This is a genomic window from Streptosporangium lutulentum (assembly GCF_030811455.1).
Classification (GTDB): Bacteria; Actinomycetota; Actinomycetes; order Streptosporangiales; family Streptosporangiaceae; genus Streptosporangium; species Streptosporangium lutulentum.
In genome coordinates this window covers 3,507,211-3,526,123 of sequence record NZ_JAUSQU010000001.1, presented here as the reverse complement: position 1 = coordinate 3,526,123, position 18,913 = coordinate 3,507,211, and the positions used below count along the sequence as shown (strand labels likewise).

Genomic DNA, 18,913 nt, shown 5'->3' with positions numbered 1-18,913 from the left:
TCTCCATCGAAAAGGAAGGGATCATCGTGATCTCGTTAGGTCGACGGAGCGTGGCGCTGCTGGCAGCCGCCGCGCTGCTCCTGGGGGGCTGCGCAAGCGAGGGCGGAGGCGGCGGAGGCGAAACCGGACAGGCCGCCTCGAAGACGATCGAGTGGTGGCACATCCAGAACATCGAGCCGATGCTGCCCGTGTGGCAGGCGCTGGCCGACGAGTACCAGAAGGCGCACCCCGGCGTCACCATCAAGATCACGGCCCTGGAGAATGAGGCGTACAAGGCCAAGCTGACCACGCTCACCCAGTCGGGCTCGATCCCCGACATCTTCAACACGTGGGGCGGCGGCGTGCTGCAGCAGCAGATCGACGCCGGGCTGGCCAAGGACATCACCGCCGACATCGCCCCCTGGGTCGGGACGCTCACGCCGGCCTCCGTGCAGCCCTACCAGTTCGACGGCAAGACCTACGCGGTCCCGTTCGACGTCGGCATGGTGGGCTTCTGGTACAACAAGGCGCTGTTCGCCAAGGCGGGCATCTCCGAGACACCGACCACGTGGACCGCGTTCCTCGACACCGTCAAGAAACTCAAGGCGGCGGGAATCACCCCGATCGCCCTCGGGGGCAAGGACAAGTGGCCGGGCCACTACTACTGGGCCTATCTCGCCATGCGCGTGGCGGGCCTTCCCGCGCTCAAGCAGGCGGGCGCCGACGCCACCTTCACCGCACCCGAGTTCGTGCAGGCCGGCGAGCGCCTCAAGGAACTCGTCGACCTCGACCCCTTCCAGAAGGGCTTCCTCGGCGCGGGGTACGGCGTGCCCGACGGGCAGGCCGCGCTGATGGGCGGAGGCAAGGCGGCCATGGAACTGATGGGTCAGTGGGCGCCCACGGTCCAGCGCGACGCGTCGGGCACCCCCGACGGCATCGGCGAGGACCTGGCCTTCTTCCCCTTCCCCGCGGTCGAAGGCGGCAAGGGTGACCCGTCGGACGCCTTCGGGGGCGGCGGCGGGTTCGCCGTCGGCAAGGACGCGCCGCCGGAGGCGGTCGACTTCCTGAAGTTCATCTCCAACCTCGACAACCAGCGCAAGGTCGTGGCCACCGGGGCGTTCCTCCCGATCGTCAAGGGAGCCGAGGACGCCATCAAGGACGAGAAGCTCGCCTCGGTGTCCACGGAGCTCGGGAAGGCGGCCGGATTCCAGCTCTACCTCGATCAGGCCTACCCGCCCGCCGTCGGACAGCAGGTGAACGACAGCGTGGCCGAACTCATCGCCGGGACGCTCGGGCCCAAGGAGGTCACCGACGCCATCACCGAGACGGCGCAGAACCAGTGACGGGTGACCGGGCGAGGAACGAGTAGGGGACGAGCGCGAACGATGAGTGCACCGAAAGGCGTGTCCGAGCTCAGCCCCCCGGCCGGCGAGCGGCCGGGGGACGCGGCGGCGTCCCGCGCGGCCACGAAGGAGGCGGGCACGCCCGATCGGCGCCGGCGGCGCGAACGGCGCCGCGGCTGGGTGACGATCACGCTGTTCCTGCTCCCGGCACTGGTGCTGTTCTGCCTGCTGGTCCTCGCGCCGATCGTCATCGCCGCCTACACCAGCCTGTTCAAGTGGAACGGGCTGGGCGGCCTGCCGACCGACTTCGTGGGGCTGGACAACTTCGTCCGGCTCTTCGAGGACAAGGTCTTCCTCGGCGACCTCCAGCGCGGCCTGATCCTGATCGTCCTCTCCCTGGTGATCCAGCTGCCGCTGGCCCTCGCCATCGCGTTGCTGCTCAACCAGCGCATGCGCGGCCGTGCACTGTACCGGGTGGTGTTCTTCGCGCCCTACGTCCTGTCCGAGGTCATCACGGCCGTCCTGTTCACGATGGTCTTCTCGCCCACCCGGGGCCTGGCGAACCACATCCTGAGCCTGGTCGGACTGGACAACCTGGCGGCGACCTGGCTCGCGGACCCGTCCCTGGTCCTGTACTCGCTGTTCCTCGTCATGACCTGGAAGTACTTCGGCTTCCACATGATCCTCTACCTGGCGGGGCGGCAGGGCATCCCCAAGGAGCTGACCGAGGCGGCCGAGATCGACGGGGCGAGCGGCTGGAAGGCGTTCTGGTACGTCACCCTGCCGCTGCTCGGGCCGACGATCCGCATCAGCGTCTTCCTGGCCGTCATCGGGGCGATCCAGCTCTTCGACCTGGTGTGGGTGCTCACCGAGGGAGGACCCATCCACGGCTCCGAGACCATGGCCGTGACGATGTTCCAGCAGGGTTTCAAGCGCTACCAGGTCGGCTACGCCAACGCGATCAGCGTGGTGATGGTCCTCATCAGCCTCGTCTTCGCGCTGGGCTACCAGCGATACGTCCTGCGCCGTGACACCGAAGGAGCGATCACCGTTATGCGAGACCAGCGATGACCGGGCGGAGCGCCCGGGCGAAGGCGCCCGGCCGGCGGCCGGGCGCGCGGTTCCGGGGTCTCATCCTGCACGCGATCGTCATCGTGCTCGGGGCGTTCATCGTCGTGCCGATCGTCTACGGCGTGCTCGGCGGCTTCAAGGACAACGCCCAGCTGACGGCCAATCCCTTCGGGCTGCCCTCGCCGTGGGTCTTCTCGAACTACACCGACCTCTTCGTCTCCTCCTCCTTCTGGCGCCCGCTCGGCAACAGCGTGCTCATCGGGGTGAGCACGACGCTCCTCGTCGTCAGCGTCTCGGCACTGGCGGCGTTCGTCTTCGCCCGCTTCGCCTTCAGGGGAAGGGAACTGATCTTCACGCTCTTCTCCGTCGGGCTGATGTTCCCCTTCGCGGTGGCGATCCTTCCCCTGTTCATCCTGCTGCGGACCTTCGGCCTGCTGGACAACCCCCTCGGGGTGATCCTGCCCCAGGCCGCCTTCGGCCTGCCGGTGACGATCATCGTCCTGCGCACCTTCTTCAGGAGCATCCCGAGGGAGGTCGAGGAGGCGGCGACACTCGACGGATGCACCGCCTACGGGTTCTTCTGGCGGATCCTCCTGCCGATGGCCCGGCCGGCGCTCGCCACGGTGTCCGTGCTCGCGATCGTGGCCAGCTGGAACAACTTCATGCTGCCGCTGGTCGTCTTCAACGACCCGGACCTGTGGACCATCCCGGTCGGGGTCCAGCAGTTCCAGGGGCAGTACTCCGATGACACGGCGCGGGTCCTGGCCTACGTCGTCCTCGCGATGCTGCCCGCCCTCGGGTTCTACTCCATCGCCGAACGCCATCTCATCGGCGGACTCGCGGCCGGGGCGACGAAGGGCTGATCCATCACGCTTCCCGGCCCGACCGTGCGCGCCGTCCCGACCCTGGCGGAGGCCGGGGCGGCGCGCACGGCCGGGGCGGGACGAAGACCGCGGGCATCGACGGGGCCACTCCCTCCGCTCCGGGAACGCGGCACCCGGACCCGTCGATGCCCGCTCGATCGCTGCCTCCCGTCTTTCCCGGGAACAGTTCTTTATTTGCCACAAGTCGGAGGTGATTATTTATATATAGTTTTGTATGGTCCGCGAAGGGAGAGCCGGCATGGCAGGGGATGAGATCGCATGGCTGCGTGCCCAGCGGGCGGAGATGACCGGCACCGACGGTGAGCCCGAGTGGCGCCGCGCCCTCGTCGACGCGCTCCTGAGACGGTGCACGGCCGAGGACGGCCTCGGTGGTGCGAGCCGCGATGATCTCGACGAGGCGGCCGACCACGCGGGCTGGCTCCTCGCCCACGACTGCGGGCAGTGGTCCTTCTCCCTCGTGGGCCGGGCGCACGAGGTCCGCTGGGAGGTCCTCGGCGATCCCGCCGATCGGGACGTCGCCATCACCATGCTCTCCGAGGCCGACGACCTTCGCTCGGAGAACGCCTGGTTCAGCGCGGCCGATCACGCGGCCCTCGCCGAACTGCTGCTGAGCCGGCACGAGGACCGGCGGGTGCCCTACGACCTCGATCTCGCGATCGATCGGCTGCGGGCGGCCCTCGACGGATGCGACGACGACGAGCGGGCCGCCCTGTATCTGCGCTACCGGCTCGGCACGGCGCTGGCCCTGCGCTCCGGCCGTCCGGACGCCACGGGCACCGACCGCTGTGACGCCGCGAACCTGCTCGCGCGGGCACTCCCGTGCCTCCCCGAGGGGGATCCGGCCACGTACGAGACCGCGTTCACTCTGGGAAGGCTGCTACGGAGAGGGGCGGCTTCCGACGTCGGCGAGACCGTCGAGTGGACCCGCCGCGTGCTCGGCGAGCACGGACTCGCCCTCCTGCGAAAACACTCCGTCGAGGAGATCGAATGGACCGTTCCAGACGATCCGCTCCACCCGTCGGGAGACTCTCCGTGACCCTCTCCCCGCTCCGCAGGCATGAGCCCGGGACACGACGACCGGTCGCGGCGGGCTTGATCAGCCGTCCTCCCAGAGGGCGGGCCTGATCAGCCGTCCTCCCAGAGGCGGTCTTCCGGCGTGCTCGGCGGCGCCTCTCCCACCCGGATCGCCACGGATCTCGCCTCGGCCAGGAGAGGATGGCCGTCGCTCAGCGACGCGCGGCCGTGGGCCAGGGGACGCCGGTCGAGCAGCGGCGCGAGCAGCGAGGAGACCTCGTCCACCCGGCCCGCGCCCACCCGCAGGAGCGCGAGGTTCAGCCGTCCCGCGAGGACGAGGGGATGGCAGGCGTCCACGGACTCCCCGCCCATCGAGATGAGCGCGGCGCTCGCCGCCTCCGCCTCGCCGTCGCGCCCCAGCGCGTGTGCGGTTCTGGCGGTCAGGAGCAGCCTCTCCGCCTGGCCGGGGAAGTCGTCGTCCAGGTCGCGTTCGGTCTCGGCGAGGGCCGTGAGCGTCCGCGCCGCGGCCGTCGCGTCGCCGAGGGCCAGCTGGGCGGCGGCCTGAGCGCGCCGCGTCGCCCGGTCGGGGGGCAGCGACCGAAGACCGGCGAGTGCCTGGGCCGGTTCTCCCGACGCGGTGAGCGCCAGGCAGCGGACCAGCGCGGCCTCGGCGTGGAGTTTCGGGGAGACCTGCCGTGCGAACCACTCGGTGGTGACGACGACATCGGTGAGCAGCCGTACGGCCTGCGCGGGAGACCCCGCCGTCAGCTCGATCTCCGCCAGGCGCACGATGTCGTACTGGGGCCAGTACCCCTCGGGCGTCAGCTGCCGCGCGCGCAGCCGGAGCGCCTCGGTCAGGTGGTGCCGTGCCTGTGCGGGGTGGCCCGCGGTGAGCAGTGCCTCGGCGAGCGTCACCCCGGCCGAGGCCGTGTTGACGTTGTCCTGGCCGAGGCGTTCTTCCCGATCGGCCAGCACCGCCTCGGCGAGGGTCACGCCGGTGACCGTCCGCCCTGCCCTGGAGGCGGCCCTGGCCATCGCCTGATGGGTGAGGGTGAGGCGCCGCCAGGCCGGGGAGATCTCCGTCGCCGAGACGCCCCGGGCCTGCCTGCCGTACATGTCCTTGAGCGCGCGAAACCCCTCGCCCGGCCGGCCGTCCTCCACCAGCGCCTCGGCCAGGTTGTGCTCGGCTCGCGAGTGGTGGGAACTCGCGCCGTCGGGCGCGGGGAACTCGTCCGCGACCCGCAGGGAGTGCTCGAAGCAGGCTCTCGCGGCAGGTAGGTCGCCCAGGCGCAGCAGGGCGAGCCCCCGCCTGCCGGTCACGTCGCCCAGGGCCCGCCGTTCGGAGGGGTCGTCGGCCAGCAGGTCCGTCAGCTCCCCGCCGACCTCCGCCGCCCGCGCGAGCAGGGGGCCGTCCAGCAGGACCTGGAAGACCACCTCGAGGGCGTGCGCCCGGGCACGGTCGCCGGCGCGTCCGGCGAGCTCGGCGCCCCGCTCGGCCGTAAGCAACCGCTCGGTCCACTCGCCGGCGAGCGGGACGAGGTCACGGGCGAACCAGTGCGCGGAGAGCGCGGACGCCTGATGGTCGACCGGGCCCTCGGGATCGTCGGTCATCGAGCGGAAGGCCAGCTCCGACAGGCGCTCGGCGCTCGCCCCGGCCCAGCCGGCGGGCGGGACGCAGACGGCGAGCGCGGCACGTTCCAGCCGGGGGGCGAGATACTGCGCGTACGCGGTGACGCGGCCGTCCCACCCGCCGGCGGCCGTGGCGCCGTAGACCTCCGTCACCTCCCACGACGGCTGGCTCTGGCTCGCGGACAGGCGTTTCTCCGACGTCGAGATGTCCCCGATCCCCAGGCGCACCTGGTCGAGCATGAAGCGCTCCACCTGGTGGAAACGGGCCACCCTGCGCAGCGCCGCGGTGACCGGTCTCTGGGCGTCGAGCAGGGAGCGCGGCGGCCCGGCGTCCCGGCCGCCGGCGGCCTCGCCGGCGAGGACGGTGTCGCTGGCGGTGAACTCGTCGAACGCGTGCTTGACCGCCAGGGCCACGAGCACGCGGCGGCTCCTGACCTCGTTGTACAGCCAGACGGCGCTGCGTCCCCGCTCACGCTCTCCGCCCCGGGGCAGCCGTACGCGCTCCGCGACGTCCTCGGCTCGCACCTGGTGGTAGTCGCCGTGCCGGAAGGCGTCGGCCGAAGCCGCCGCGATGGCGGCGAGCCTGCGTTCCTGCGCCGACACCTTTCACCCCTGATTCACTGCATATGAATATATTTCACTATGGTTCGGCGCAGCATAAGGGCAGGAGTTGACTGTCGCAAGGGGGTCTGACCGCCTTCGTGGGTTCTCCGGTAGGGGAGTCACACGTCGTCCCGCCGTCGGGCGGGCGGAGACTAGCTCCCCGGGCCCGGCCGGCGGCGCAGGAGGTCCGGCAGTCTCCGTGCGGCCGAGACGATCGCCGTGCCCGCGGCCGCCACCGGCAGCTTTCGTACGGCCGTGATGACCGCCGTGCCCGCGGCCCCCACCAGCGGCTCCCGTTCCTCCTCGGCGGTGGGGCCGGGGTCCGGCGTGACGGGCCCCGCGCTCCCGCCGCGGCACGCCTCCAGTTGCGCCGCGAAGGCCAGGCCGAGGAAGAGCGCGATCGAGCTCAGGAACGACCACAGCAGCAGCGCCATGACGGCGGTGAGCGGGCCGTAGGTGGCGCCGAAGGTGCCGCTGCTCTCGATGTAGAAGGCCAGCAGCAGGGTGAAGACCGTCCACAGGGCGATGGAGACCAGGGCCCCGAACGCCAGCCAGGTGTGGCCCGGCTGTCTTCGCCGGGGGGCGGCGCGGAACAGCACCGAGGCGGACAGCAGCGCGAGGAGGAACCCGAGCGGCCAGCGCACCAGGTTGTAGGCCTCCATCGCGCCGTCACCCCACTCGTAGACCTGGGCGAGGGCTCGCCCGATCGCCCCGCCACCGACCATCACGGTGAAGCCGACGGTCATGAAGGCGCCCGCGGACAGTGCCATCAGCAGGGCCCTGCCGTACTTGCGGTGGAACGGGCGATCGCGTTCGACGCCGTAGATGCGGTTCGCCCCGCGTTCCACCTGGGCCATGGCGCTGGTCAGCGAGACCAGCGCGGTGATCAGGCCGAGCCACAGGGCGACAGCGCCCCCGGTGTGGCCCGCCTGCCGGTGGCTGTCGGCGAGCACGTCCCTGACCGCCTCGACCCCCGCCCCCGGCGCGAGCCGGCTCAGGGTCAGCTCCAGCACCTTGCCGAGCTGCCGCTGGTTGACCATCGCGCTCAGCCCGACCAGCGCGATGGCGCCGGGAATGATCGAGAGGCAGATCTGGAAGGCCAGTGCCCGTGCGTTGGTCAGGCCGTCGCCGTACCTGAATCGTGTGAAGGAGTCACGGACGAGATGCCAGCGGCCGTACTTGCGCAGGGTGTCCCACGCGTGGTCGGCGGAAAGCTCCTCACCGTTCATGCTCCGTGTCTGCGGAACTTTCGTCGCGGTGCCCATATCAAGCACCTGCTACCCGAAAAGCGATGGTGCGAACAGGGAAGTCCCTTCCTGCTCCGCGACCGCGAACACTTGATGTCTCCGAAAATCGGGGTAGGGGAGGGGCATGGCTGAATTCCTGACAGATATCAAGGAGATCCGAGCACGAGCCCGTGAGGAGATCGACAGGGGGCCGATCACGTCCGCCTATGGCGGTGACCTTCCTCGGGTGATCCAGGTGTGCAACGAGGCGCTGGCCACCGAGCTGGTCTGCGTGCTCCGATACAAGCGCCACTACTACACCGCCTCCGGGATCCACGCCGGGGCGGTGGCCGCGGAGTTCCTGGAGCACGCGGCCGAGGAGCAGGAGCACGCCGACCGGATCGCCCAGCGCATCGTGCAGCTCGGCGGCGAGCCCGATTTCAATCCGGACACCCTGACCGCCCGCTCGCACGCGCAATATGACGACAACCTCGACCTGATCGAGATGGTCAAGGAGGATCTGATCGCGGAAAGGATCGCGATCGCCTCCTACACCGAGATCGTCAAGTGGCTCGGTGACGACGACGTGACGACCAGGCGCATCTTCGAAGACCTGCTCGCCCAGGAGGAGGAGCACGCCGACGACCTCAAGTCCCTGCTGGAGAGGCTCCCCGGCGCTCTCAAGAGCTGAGCCCGGCGGCCGGACGCCCGTACGGCGAGGTGAGCCGTACGGGCGTCCGGCCGACGCGGCGTCTCGGTCCCGGCGTCTCGGTCCCGGCGGCGAGCCGGCCGATCGACGCGAGCGGTTTCGACGGTGACCCTCTCGATTCCCCCGGCGGGTGGGACACCGGGCGCCGAGGGTGACCGGAGCCTCACCGTGATCGTGGACGGCGCCGCCGCCGTGATGGGGCGGTGATCGGTCTCAGATGCGGGGCCGAAGGGTGCGCCGGACGACGATGCCACCCAGAGCGAGGGTGGGGATGAGCAGGATCCCCGCTTCGGTCCACTGGAACCGCCAGAACCTGCTCTCGGGGTGGAATTCCACCGTCTGCCGATAACCCTGACGGAACGAACACGTGGCGTACTCCGTGGTTCCCGGGTCCGTCCCGCAGGGGACGGCGAGCGCGAGCTCCACATTCTGGGAGGTGAGCCTCGTGCCGCTTCCGTCCGTCCAGAAGTCGTCCACAATCATGGAGTCATCCGGTACGGAGTTACCCGCGACGGTGGTCTGCACGGCCCGCTCCGGAGTCGCGTAGAAGGGCGGGGCCACGCGGAGTCCGAAGAACACCACCGCGCACACCGCCAGGGTCACCCCCATCGCCGGCAGGGTCCGCCGGAACAGCGCGCCCAAGGCCACGCCGAGCACGAACGCCGACAGCCACCACACCGCCGGAAGGACGCCGACCAGGCGGAACCAGCTCTGGCCGAGGTAGTTGACGGGGAAGGCGGGAGCGTCGAAGACGGTCAGCCACGCGTTCACGGTGGCGCCCAGTGCCAGCCCGCCGAGCGTGACGGCGGCGCCGAGCCCGCCGATCTTGGCGATCAGCCAGCGGCGTCGCGTCACCGACTGGGTCCAGGTCAGCTGGTGCGTGCCGCGCTCGAACTCCCCGGCCAGGAGCGGGGCGCCCCAGAAAGCGCCGATCATCGCCGGGGCCAGCAGCGGAAGCAGCGCGAGGATGTCACCCACCGACCACATCAGCCCCATCATCCCCCTGGTATAGGTGACGCAGGCGGACACGTCCGACATGCAGTCAGTCGCCGGCGGAGGGTTCTGGGCGGCGAACCCGGCCGCGCTCAGGCCGTTGACGAGCAGGGTCACGCCGAGAACGGCCAGCAGCGCCGTGGTGACGAGCACCTGCGTGCGATGCTGCCGCCAGGTAAGCCACAACACTTCCATGTCTCCTTGAAGATCAGTAACCGGTCAGGGCCGGACGAGGCAGCGAGGTGGCGTCGGGACGGCGCAGGTAGGCCAGTACCAGCTCCTCCAGGCTCACGCCGCGGGCGCTCCATCGGGGGTCGTGCGACGGCGCCCCCGGGCCGGTGCGCACCAGCAGGGCGGCCTGCCGTTCGCTACGGCTGTCGCTGATCACCGGCATCCGGGCCGCCATCGCGTCGGCGGACCCGGCCGGGCCGGACAGCATCCGGTGAGCGGTGAGCAGCTCGTCGATGTCGCCGCTGACCTGGACCTGGCCGCGGTTGAGCACGACCAGCCAGTCGCAGGTGCCGTCCAGGTCGGACACCACATGGGAGGAGAGCACGACGGTCATCCGCGTCTCGGCCACCGCCGCCATCAGGGAGCGCATGACGTCGTGCCGGGCCACCGGGTCGAGGTTGGCCAGCGGCTCGTCCATGACCAGCAGATCCGGCCGCTTGGCCACGGCGACGGTCAGCGCCACCTGTGCCTGCTGACCTCCGGAGAGCTTGCCGATCCTGCGGTTCAACGGGATGTTCAGCTCCGCCAGCCGCTGCCGGGCCAGGGCGTCGTCCCAGCCCGGATTGAGATGGTGTCCGAAGCGGAGCATCTCGGCGACGGTGAAGCCATCGTAGAGGGGTTTGTCCTGAGCCAGGAACGCCACCCGCGCGAGGGCGGCCGCCCGTTGCCCGACCGGTTCGCCGAAGACGCGCACGCTTCCACGAGTGGGTGTGATCAGACCGACGGCCAGGTGCAGGAATGTGGACTTGCCCGCGCCGTTCGGTCCGACGAGCGCGACCACCCGGCCGGCGGGGACGGACAACGAGCAGTCGCGCAACGCCCACGTGCCCCGGTACCGCTTGGTGAGTCCCGTGGACTCCAGGGCCGCCGGGCCCTGCGCGGGGGCGGCGAACTCACCGGATCCGTCGCCGAACAGCCGTACCGTCCGATCCGCTGTCATGCGGTCTCCTCCCGGAGGGAATCGCTGAGCATCGAGGTGAACAACGCCTCCATGTCGTCCGGGTCGAGCCCCGCCTCACGACAGTCGCGCAGCCACCGGGCGAGATCACGGCGCAGCCGGGTGTGATCGGCCGTGGACCCGCCGCCCAGGGATCGCTGCACGAACGTGCCCAGCCCGGGCCGGCCGACGACCAGGCCCTCGCGTTCCAGCTCGCGGTAGGCCTTGGCCACCGTGTTCGGATTGATCGCGAGGTCGGCGACGACCTCTTTGATCGTCGGCAGCTGATCGCCCGGCATGAGCACACCGAGCCGCAGGGCGTGTTTGACCTGATGCACCAGCTGCAGATAGGTCGCCACACCGGAGCCCGGGTCGAGCTGAAGGTTGATCACCGCCATACCCTTTCACTATTAGATTAGTAAAAGGGTATGGATGTCCGCGATCTTCGTCAAACCGGCCCTTCGCTCGAAGAGGCCTTCCGGTCGCGGAGCCCGGCGCGCGGACCGGATCCGGGGATCCCTAGCCGGTCGTGCAGGACATCTGCGGTGCGGGGGAGCCGGTCCCGGAGGAGATGAAGCCGAAGGTCGCGGTCGCCCCGGGGGCCAGGGAGCCGTTCCACGCGGCGTTCCGCGCGGTCACGGCCGATCCGCTCTGGGTGAGCGTGGCGTTCCACGCCTGGCTGATCTGCCCGCCGGGGAAGGTCCAGCTCGTCGCCCAGCCGGTGATCGGGACGGTACCCGCGTTCTTGACGACCACCTCGCCCTGGAAACCGCCCGACCACTGGTTGGCGGTCCTGTAGACGGCCGTGCAGCCACCCGCCGGGGGCGGGACGGTGGGAGTCGGGGTGGGGGTGACGGGCGGCGTCGGGGGCTGGGTCGGCGGGACGGTCGGGCCGCCGTCGAGCAGGGCGGTCAGGGCGGGGAACCACCGGTCGGAGATCTTCTGGTCGCCCGACGCGTCGGGGTGCACCCCGTCGTAGGTGTCGGCCGCGGTGCTGAAGCCCGTCCACTGGTCGACCACGACGACGGGTGATCGCGCGGTGGTCCTGGCCGCCGCCCAGCCGGGGATCGCGGCGTTGAGCGCGGACGTCCGCTGCCCGCACTCGGCGCAGGTGGGGGGATCCATGGGGATTATCTGGGCGACCAGGATCTTCATGTCGGGATTGCTCGCCCGCATCTGGTCCACCAGCTTGCCGTAGGCGGACAGGATGGTCGCGGTCGGGCGGTTGCTCCAGACGTCGTTGGTGCCGAAATGCATCATCACGATGTCGGGCCGGGTCGCCGAGAGCCAGCCGGGAAGCTGGTTCTGGTCGGCGACGCCGGTGACCAGCGCCCCGCCGTGACCCTCGTTCTCCCCGTCGTAGGCGAGGCCGCAGCCCTGGGGCGGGAGCGTCCCCACGAAGTCGATGTCGGTGTGGCCGGTGTTCGCGAGCCGGTTCCACAGGATGGCCCGCCAGCACCCGGGCGAACCGGTGATCGAGTCGCCGAGTGCCATGATCCGGATGGCCGCGGCCTGCGCCGGCACCGCCGTACCCGCCAGAAGGAATCCGAGGGTCGCGGCCATCGCCACCAGAACCGTCAGAACCGAGTTGCTCCCGTGCGTCGTCCGCCGCATCGTCCGCTCCCGCCGTAGTCGGCCCGATGCTAGGCGGCTCCCCGCGGAGCGGGAAGCCATCGGCCCGTCACGAAGGCGCCGACCTGCGGCGTCGAGGGCCGCAGGGGTGTAATTTTCAGCGATCCCGCCCCCGGCGGCGGCGCGGAGGGCAGGGGCCGCGGCCCCGGTCCGGCGTCGCGACCGAACGGCGAAGGTGGTTGCCGCACACCCAGGAACGGGCAACCCAGGGTGAAGCCTGTCCTGGTTGAAAGAGCTCGCATGACCGACGATGAATCCACGGGCATCACCACGGAAGCCTCGAAGCCCGCCGATCACCTGTCACCCCGACATCACGAGAGGAACCACGCTGATGTATGTGCACCTCTACGACATCAACGGCTGGAAGGCCCTGTTCGTGGCCTTCGACGTCCTGTTCGCGGTGTTGATGCTCGGCGGTGTCAGCGTTCTGATCCATCACTCGTACCCGAACGGCCCGCACGGCTCCGGTCGTTCGTCCGAGGAGAAGCGGCTCTTCAGGCGGTTCGCCAACGGCGAGATCGACGACGACGAATACCGGCGATGCCGGGAGACCATCCGCGCCTCCTACCGCGAGGCGGCCGGCTCGCCGGGCATATCCGGGAACCGGGCCGGTTCTCAGTCGCCGTCGATGACGGAATCCGTCTTCGGCTGCGGGGGAGTCGCCGTTCGCTCGTCCAGGAGACCGGTCGTGACGCGCGCTTCGGACTCCCCGCCGCGATTTCCGGCGTCGGCGGAGGCCGAGGACCCGGCGAACGACGTCGCCGTGTAGTCCTTGAGCTCGATGTCCGTGGCGAACCTGTCGGTGAGCCTCATCATCGCCTGGAACAGGAACCTGTTCTTGAACAGCCGGTTCCGCATCCTGATCCCTCTCCGCGTCGCCGGGGCGAGGAAACGGCCGGCACCGCCCTGCCTGGCCACCTTGGCATAGCCGTGGAACGCCTCCTCGTACTTCCGGAACGCCACCCGGTGGTCGCCGCCGGCCGCCGCCAGTTCCCCGGCCAGCACGTACGCGCCCACGATGGCCAGTCCGCTGCCGAAGCCGGCCAGGGTGTTGCCGTAGGCGGCGTCGCCGATCAGCGCCACCCGGCCACTGGCGTAGTGGTCGATCTCGACCCGGCTGATCGAGTCGAGATGGAACTCGCGCGCGCCGGGCACCCTGTCCATGAGCTCGGGGATCCGCCAGCCCGCGTTCCGGTAGGCGTCGATCAGGATCCGTTTCCGCCGGTCGACGTCGTCGCGGTCGTAGTCCGGCCGCTCGGAGGCGAAAACGAAGAACGCGGGCGCCTTGGGGCCGCCGACCGCCGCCAGCCTGCCCGGCTCGTTGTACATCACGGCGTCGGGACCGACGTCGAGGTCCAGGTGGGCCAGGGCGTAGTGGTAGCCGAGAAAGCGCACGTACTCCGATTCGGGGCCGAAGGCCAGGCGCCGCACGTTGGAATGGATGCCGTCCGCGCCCACCACGAGGTCGAAGGTGCGCGGTACGCCGCGCTCGAAGGTGACGTGCACGCCGCCGGCCGTCTCGGTCAGCGAGGTGACGGAGTCACCGAAGACGTGCTCGCAGCTCTCCGAGGTCTTGTCGTACAGCAGGGCGGCGAGGTCACCGCGGAGGATCTCCAGGTCTCCACCGGAGAACTCGCCGGGCATGACCGCCAGTTTCCTGCCGTTCGCGTCGACGATGGTCTGGTCGGTCCCGCCGGTCCGGTGCCGCCGTACCTCCTCCAGGATCCCCATGCGTTCCAGCACGGTGAGGTGGGTCGCGCCCTTGAAGTCGACGGCCTGGCCACCGGCGCGCAGCGCGGGCGCCTTCTCGACGATGGTGACGGTGCAGCCGTAGCGGTTCAGCCAGTAGGCGAGTGCGGGGCCGGCGATGCTCGCACCGGAGATGAGGACGGTGGTGTTCTTCATGGTCACGAGCTTCGCGAGGGCCGCTGACAGCTCATCGACCACCGGCTGACAGTTACGCGTCCTCGCCGTCGAAGACTGTCAACGCCTCCTGCCGGCGCATCGCGGCCCCGCGGGCGAACGCCGACGCGAACGCCTCCGGGCCGACGAGATCGCGGGCGCCCAGGGCGATCCGGGCGACGTCGGGGTCGCCGGCCACCGCCATACCGCGCAGCGCCACCGCCACACCGAGCAGCAGCGCCGCCCGCTGTCCCGCCCCCGTCAGCAGGGCGGCTCCGGCCTGGCCCTCGGCGGCGTCGGCCAGATCCGTCGTCAGCGGCGACCTCCGCGCGGCGGCCAGCGCCTCGTGATGGCGCAGCCGCGCCTCGGCGATCTCGCCCTCGGCCTCGGCCAGCCGGCCCAGCGCGGTGAGCACCTGTGCCCGCGCTCCCTCGGCGCCGAAGATCCCGCTCTCCGAGGACTCCGTGGCGTGCAGGGCCGTCTCCAGCCGGCGCCGGGCCTCGGCCAGGTCGCCTTCGAGCCGGGCGATCTCCCCCAGCCCCACATCGACCGATGCGGGCACGCCTGGCCGGCCCGCCTTCCGGGCGAGTTCCCCGGAGCTCCGGTAGTCGGCGGCAGCGGCGGCGAGATGACCCTCGCGCACCAGCCCCTCGGCCCGACGTCCCAGCACGTCCGCATGATCGCTCTGGCTCGCGCCCAGTGTTCGGGCAGCGCCCGTGGCACGGCGTGCGCCACGCACATGACGTACTCCTCCTCCAGTCCCGGGACCGGCCGGGCGGTCGCCTCAAGGAGCTCGGCGGCCGCCTCGCCGGCGTGACTGTGCCGCCCGCTCAGCCACCAGTACGCGGCCAGCGCGGTGATCAGCCGCAGCGCCGTCTCCCGGTCGTTCGGCACGGCCCAGCGCAGCGCGGCCATCAGGTTGCCGTGATCGGCGGAGAGCCCGGCCAGCCAGAGGAGCTGTTCGGACCGGCGAAGGTGGGGATCGGCGCGCTGGGCCAGGCCGAGGAAGTACCGGGCGTGGAGGGCGGCCAGGTGATCGCGCTCTCCGGTCTCGGCCAGCCGTTCGGCGCAGAACAGCGAGATCGTGTTGAGCATCCGGTACCGGCCGCCGCCCATCTCGATCAGCGACTTGTCCACCAGATCGGCCAGCAGTTCGGCGGCGCCCTCCACCTCGCAGACCGCCTCGACCGCCTCCGAGGAGGCGCCTCCCGCGAACACGGCGAACCGTCTGGCCAGCGTCTGCTCCCGCGCCGTGAGGAGGTCCCAGCTCCACTCCACCGCCGCGCGCAGGGTCCGATGCCGGGCCGCCGCCGTACGGTCGCCGCGTGACAGCAGCCGGAACCGGTCGTTCGCGGCCAGGCGCGCGTCGATCTCCTCGACGGTGAACGACCTCAGCCGCGCCGCCGCCAGCTCGATGGCCAGGGGCAGCCCGTCCAGGGCCGAGCAGATCCGGGTGACCGCCTCGGCATTGCCCTGCCCCACCTCGAACTCCGGCCGTACGGCCGCCGCCCGGTCGGCGAACAGCCGCACGGCCGGATAGGCCGGTGCGTCGGACGCGGGGGAGTCCGGTGACGGGACGGCGAGCGGGGCCAGCGACACCAGCGTCTCGCCGACGATGCCGAGGGGTTCGCGACCGGTGGCCAGGACGCTCAGCCTCGGGCAGGCGCTCAGCAGGTCACGGGCCAGCGTGGCGGCGGCGGCGATCACGTGCTCGCAGTTGTCGAGGACGAGCATCAGCTCCTGGTCGGCGAGCGCCGACACCAGGCGCTGTGCGGGGTCGGGCGCGCGTGGTGACGGGAACGACTGAAGCGCGACCTCGCGCAGCCCGAGTGCGCCGAGCACCGCCTGGGGCACCTGGTCGCCGCGGTCGAGAGGGGAGAGGTCAACGAAGCACACCTCGCCTCGCGTACGTCCGGCCGCCTCGATCGCCAGCCGGGTCTTACCGGTGCCGCCGGGACCGGTGATCGTGATCAGCCGGGAGTCGCGCAGCGCGTCGATCCGCTCAAGCTCCCGCTCGCGCCCCACGAAGCTGGTGAGCTGCGCCGCGAGCCGCTGCCGGGGCGCCGGCCGCTCGGCGCGCAGGACGGACAGGTGGACCGCGGCGAGTTCGGGCGAGGGGTCGGCGCCGAGTTCTTCGGCGAGCAGGCGGCGGACCTTCTCGAACACCGCCGACGCCTCCGCCTGACGTCCCGTCGCCTGCAGGGCGCGCATCAGCTGCCCGCTGAGCCGCTCCCGCAGCGGATGCTCGGCCACCAGCCTCCGCAGCTCGGCCACCGGACTGCCCTCGGGAAGGGCGAGCTCCGCCTCGATGAGGTCTTCCGTCGCCGCCAGCCGGAGCTCCTCCAGCCGGGCCACCTGAGCCTGCCGGAAGGGCAGGTCGGCCAGGGCGGGCCCCCGCCACAGATCGAGCGCCTCCCGCAGCGGCTCCGCGGCGACGGCGTGACGGCCCGCCGAGATCAGCCGCCGCCCTTCGCGGGCGAGCCGCTCGAACCGGTGGACGTCGACATCGCCGGGGTCGATCGCGAGCCGGTACCCACTCGCGTGAAACTCGATCAGCTCCGGGGGCAGGTTGCGGCGCAGGCGGGACACCTGGGCCTGTACCGCGTTGACGGCGCCGGCGGGCGGTGCGTCGCCGTACTGGCCGTCGATCAGCTGTTCCATGCCGACCACCCGGCCGGCGTTCAGCAGCAGCATCACCAGCAGGGCGCGCGGCCGGGGGCCGCCCACGGCGATCGCCTCACCGGCGGGGGAGCGGACGACCAACGGCCCGAGGATGCCGAACTGCGTGACTCCACTCCCCCGTGAACGAGGGGGCTTCTCGCTAACCCTCACGGGTGTCGCGAAGGACCAGCCCGATCCTCTTGACGTTCAACGCGCCGACCACGTCCGCGTTCGCAGTGTACCCGCAGACGACACAGACGAAATCGGCCTGGGTCAGGCGGTTCTCCCTCGCCAGGTGCCCGCACCCGGGGGCGGGACACGTGCGGGAGGTGTTGGCCGGATTCACCGCGATCACTTCGCGGCCGGCGCTTTCAGCCTTACTCGCGAGGATCGTCAGGAACACCCCCCAACCCGCATCCACAATGCTTGTGGTCAACCCGGCCTTGGCCGCCGACCCATTGCGGAGGTATGCACCCGTCCGCTCAGGATCGGGTCGGGGGGCAGGGGCTTTGGTCATGTTCGCGATACGCAGATCCTCAACCGCGATCACATCGCAGGCGCGCACCACAGCCAGCGCCGTCTTGTGCGCATGATCGGCGCGTTGCCGGGCGACCTTCCTGTGCAACCTCCCGATCTGCCGGGCGGCCTTGGTACGCCGTTTCGACCCGCGCCGGGTGCGCGCGTATACCCGCTGCGCGGCGGCGATCCGGTCGGCTGCGGTCTTCAAATAGCGCGGGTTGGCGACGTGCCCTTGGCCGTCGGTCACACCCTCGATCGGTTCGGAGGCCGTGGTGAAGTGAACGATCCCCATGTCGAACCCGGCCTGGCGGCCGGTGGCGGGCAACGGCTCGGCGGGCACGTCGTCGCACGACAGGATGACGTACCAGCGGGTGCCTTCGCGTTTCACGCTGATCGTTTTCACCGTGCCGCGCACGGTCCGGTGCTGGTGAACGCGGAGGTGTCCGATGCCGAGCAGGCGAAGGCGGGTGGCGGTGGGGTCGTGCGGCGTGGAGTCCCAGGTGGCGCCGTTCTTCGTCGCGGGCCACTCGATCGTGTCGAACCGGCCCCGGCCCTTGAAGCGCGGGTAGCCGGGTGTCTGCCCGGCTTTGATCCGGTGGAAGAACGCGGCAAACGCCCGATCCAGGCGGCGCAACGTCTGCTGTTGTGAGCCCGCCGACCAGCGCCCCTGACCGTTCGGGTCGGCCGCACGGATGTCCTTCAACTCCGCCGACTGATCTGCGTAGCGGACGCTTACCCCGGCTTTGCGATAGGCGGTCCGGCGGTGCTCCAGCGCGGCGTTGTACAGGTCGCGGTGGTCATCCAGGCACGCGGTCAGCGCGGTCTGCTGATGGGTGGTGGGGCGGAGCAGGAACTTAAACGAACGCCGCACCCCCATCCCACCCCCGCTTCTTCAACTCGAATGCTTGTTCTGGTTGTATCACTTTTGGTGTGCCCGGCATGCGCGTTCGAGGAGAAAGGGCGCGGATTCACCCGCCGGCTGAAGCAGGCGGTACCCTCCGCGCAAACCCGATGGCGTCGATTGTTCCCCATGCGGATCGGCGGGTGGAGACGGCCGGGGCCGGTTCGAGCGCGCTCAGGCGTCCGGGACGAGCGGTGAGGGGGCGCCGGGTCCGGCGCCTCTCCGCCCGCCCCCGAACTCAGAGTTCGGGCGGTGTTCCGTGCGTGCCCTCCGCGCCGGGGGCCTCCTGCTCCTCCGGCAGGGCGTCGGGATGGGCGGCGACGAACTTGTCGAGGACCTCGTCGGTGATCTTTCCGCGGGGGGAGACCTCCAGCCCTTGCTCGCGCGCCCATTCGCGAACGTCGGTGTTGGTGTACCCGCGCAGCCGGGGCGCGGTGTCGACGGCCTTCCTGGAGCGGGTGGCCTGCTTGACCTCGCGGGACCTCTCCAGGATTCTCTCGATGAAGGCCAGGGCGTCGCAGAGCCGTTGCTGGTTGCCGTCGGACAGATCGATGGCGAAGGTCCGGTCGAGCAGCGGGAACTCCCTGCGCATCACGTCGGATCCCTCGGAGTTGTCGAGGTCGTCAACCAGGATCACCTTCTGCGCCATCTGCCGTCCTTCCCATGGATCTTGATCGGT

General features: G+C 70.7%; 16 protein-coding genes. 5 read left to right on the top strand and 11 right to left on the bottom strand.

The features are described from left to right. Positions 1 to 26 precede the first annotated feature (26 nt). The 4 genes from J2853_RS15755 (at position 27) to J2853_RS15740 (ending at position 4,313) form a co-directional block, all read left to right on the top strand. Complete coding sequence (locus tag J2853_RS15755; protein WP_307558599.1) at positions 27 to 1,322, top strand: extracellular solute-binding protein; 1,296 nt, start codon at positions 27 to 29, stop codon at positions 1,320 to 1,322. Between the two features lie 42 nt (positions 1,323 to 1,364). Then, complete coding sequence (locus J2853_RS15750; RefSeq protein WP_307558597.1) at positions 1,365 to 2,393, top strand: carbohydrate ABC transporter permease; 1,029 nt, start codon at positions 1,365 to 1,367, stop codon at positions 2,391 to 2,393. Further along, on the top strand, positions 2,390 to 3,256 hold the full coding sequence (locus J2853_RS15745; protein WP_307558595.1) for a carbohydrate ABC transporter permease: 867 nt from the start codon (positions 2,390 to 2,392) through the stop codon (positions 3,254 to 3,256). The genes J2853_RS15750 and J2853_RS15745 overlap by 4 nt, the downstream gene beginning before the upstream one ends. Before the next feature lie 259 nt (positions 3,257 to 3,515). Beyond that, positions 3,516 to 4,313, top strand: coding sequence for a hypothetical protein (locus J2853_RS15740; protein WP_307558593.1), 798 nt, complete (start codon positions 3,516 to 3,518; stop codon positions 4,311 to 4,313). A gap of 89 nt (positions 4,314 to 4,402) precedes the next feature. On the opposite strand, the gene J2853_RS15735 is transcribed toward J2853_RS15740, so the two are convergent. Together J2853_RS15735 and J2853_RS15730 are read right to left on the bottom strand one after the other, a co-directional pair. Further along, on the bottom strand, positions 4,403 to 6,523 hold the full coding sequence (locus J2853_RS15735; protein ID WP_307558591.1) for a tetratricopeptide repeat protein: 2,121 nt from the start codon (positions 6,521 to 6,523) through the stop codon (positions 4,403 to 4,405). A 152-nt stretch (positions 6,524 to 6,675) separates the two neighbouring features. Continuing rightward, positions 6,676 to 7,752 carry a YihY/virulence factor BrkB family protein gene (locus J2853_RS15730; RefSeq protein WP_307558589.1) on the bottom strand — a complete coding sequence of 359 codons (1,077 nt, stop codon included), beginning with the start codon at positions 7,750 to 7,752 and terminating at the stop codon, positions 6,676 to 6,678. A gap of 142 nt (positions 7,753 to 7,894) precedes the next feature. Between J2853_RS15730 and J2853_RS15725 the strand changes: the two genes are divergently transcribed. Next, on the top strand, positions 7,895 to 8,440 hold the full coding sequence (locus tag J2853_RS15725; protein ID WP_307558588.1) for a ferritin-like domain-containing protein: 546 nt from the start codon (positions 7,895 to 7,897) through the stop codon (positions 8,438 to 8,440). Positions 8,441 to 8,671: 231 nt separating this feature from the next. Here the strand turns inward: J2853_RS15725 and J2853_RS15720 are convergent, their stop codons facing one another. The 9 genes from J2853_RS15720 to J2853_RS15680 all read right to left on the bottom strand — a co-directional run bounded on the left by J2853_RS15720 (position 8,672) and on the right by J2853_RS15680 (position 18,883). After that, positions 8,672 to 9,646: an ABC transporter permease gene (locus J2853_RS15720; RefSeq protein WP_307558586.1), complete on the bottom strand. Its 975-nt coding sequence runs from the start codon at positions 9,644 to 9,646 to the stop codon at positions 8,672 to 8,674. A gap of 13 nt (positions 9,647 to 9,659) precedes the next feature. Then, a complete protein-coding gene (locus J2853_RS15715) occupies positions 9,660 to 10,622 on the bottom strand; it encodes an ABC transporter ATP-binding protein (RefSeq protein ID WP_307558584.1) in 963 nt (320 codons plus the stop codon). Next, the gene (locus J2853_RS15710; RefSeq protein WP_307558583.1) at positions 10,619 to 11,017 is read right to left on the bottom strand and encodes a GntR family transcriptional regulator; all 399 of its coding nucleotides are present in this window, start codon (positions 11,015 to 11,017) and stop codon (positions 10,619 to 10,621) included. The genes J2853_RS15715 and J2853_RS15710 overlap by 4 nt, the downstream gene beginning before the upstream one ends. 121 nt (positions 11,018 to 11,138) lie before the next feature. Beyond that, on the bottom strand, positions 11,139 to 12,233 hold the full coding sequence (locus tag J2853_RS15705) for a cellulose binding domain-containing protein (protein WP_307558581.1): 1,095 nt from the start codon (positions 12,231 to 12,233) through the stop codon (positions 11,139 to 11,141). Positions 12,234 to 12,866: 633 nt separating this feature from the next. Next, positions 12,867 to 14,198: an FAD-dependent monooxygenase gene (locus J2853_RS15700; RefSeq protein ID WP_307558579.1), complete on the bottom strand. Its 1,332-nt coding sequence runs from the start codon at positions 14,196 to 14,198 to the stop codon at positions 12,867 to 12,869. 10 nt (positions 14,199 to 14,208) lie between these two features. Beyond that, a complete protein-coding gene (locus J2853_RS15695) occupies positions 14,209 to 14,568 on the bottom strand; it encodes a hypothetical protein (RefSeq protein ID WP_307558577.1) in 360 nt (119 codons plus the stop codon). Further along, positions 14,466 to 16,916 (bottom strand): AfsR/SARP family transcriptional regulator, encoded by a 2,451-nt coding sequence (locus tag J2853_RS15690; protein WP_307558575.1) that lies wholly within the window; start codon positions 16,914 to 16,916, stop codon positions 14,466 to 14,468. Before J2853_RS15690 ends, J2853_RS15695 begins: the two co-directional genes overlap by 103 nt. A gap of 58 nt (positions 16,917 to 16,974) precedes the next feature. Then, positions 16,975 to 18,210, bottom strand: coding sequence for an RNA-guided endonuclease InsQ/TnpB family protein (locus J2853_RS15685; RefSeq protein ID WP_307558573.1), 1,236 nt, complete (start codon positions 18,208 to 18,210; stop codon positions 16,975 to 16,977). Between the two features lie 262 nt (positions 18,211 to 18,472). Further along, on the bottom strand, positions 18,473 to 18,883 hold the full coding sequence (locus tag J2853_RS15680) for a histone-like nucleoid-structuring protein Lsr2 (protein ID WP_307558572.1): 411 nt from the start codon (positions 18,881 to 18,883) through the stop codon (positions 18,473 to 18,475). Positions 18,884 to 18,913: the final 30 nt, after the last annotated feature.

Bases quoted from the DNA above. Each gene is read 5' to 3' on its own strand.
- J2853_RS15750 (WP_307558597.1), top strand. From the start codon at position 1,365: ATGAGTGCACCGAAAGGCGTGTCCGAGCTCAGCCCCCCGGCCGGCGAG.
- J2853_RS15745 (WP_307558595.1), top strand. From the start codon at position 2,390: ATGACCGGGCGGAGCGCCCGGGCGAAGGCGCCCGGCCGGCGGCCGGGC.
- J2853_RS15740 (WP_307558593.1), top strand. From the start codon at position 3,516: ATGGCAGGGGATGAGATCGCATGGCTGCGTGCCCAGCGGGCGGAGATG.
- J2853_RS15730 (WP_307558589.1), bottom strand. From the start codon at position 7,752: ATGAACGGTGAGGAGCTTTCCGCCGACCACGCGTGGGACACCCTGCGC.
- J2853_RS15725 (WP_307558588.1), top strand. From the start codon at position 7,895: ATGGCTGAATTCCTGACAGATATCAAGGAGATCCGAGCACGAGCCCGT.
- J2853_RS15720 (WP_307558586.1), bottom strand. From the start codon at position 9,646: ATGGAAGTGTTGTGGCTTACCTGGCGGCAGCATCGCACGCAGGTGCTC.
- J2853_RS15715 (WP_307558584.1), bottom strand. From the start codon at position 10,622: ATGACAGCGGATCGGACGGTACGGCTGTTCGGCGACGGATCCGGTGAG.
- J2853_RS15710 (WP_307558583.1), bottom strand. From the start codon at position 11,017: ATGGCGGTGATCAACCTTCAGCTCGACCCGGGCTCCGGTGTGGCGACC.
- J2853_RS15705 (WP_307558581.1), bottom strand. From the start codon at position 12,233: ATGCGGCGGACGACGCACGGGAGCAACTCGGTTCTGACGGTTCTGGTG.
- J2853_RS15685 (WP_307558573.1), bottom strand. From the start codon at position 18,210: ATGGGGGTGCGGCGTTCGTTTAAGTTCCTGCTCCGCCCCACCACCCAT.
- J2853_RS15680 (WP_307558572.1), bottom strand. From the start codon at position 18,883: ATGGCGCAGAAGGTGATCCTGGTTGACGACCTCGACAACTCCGAGGGA.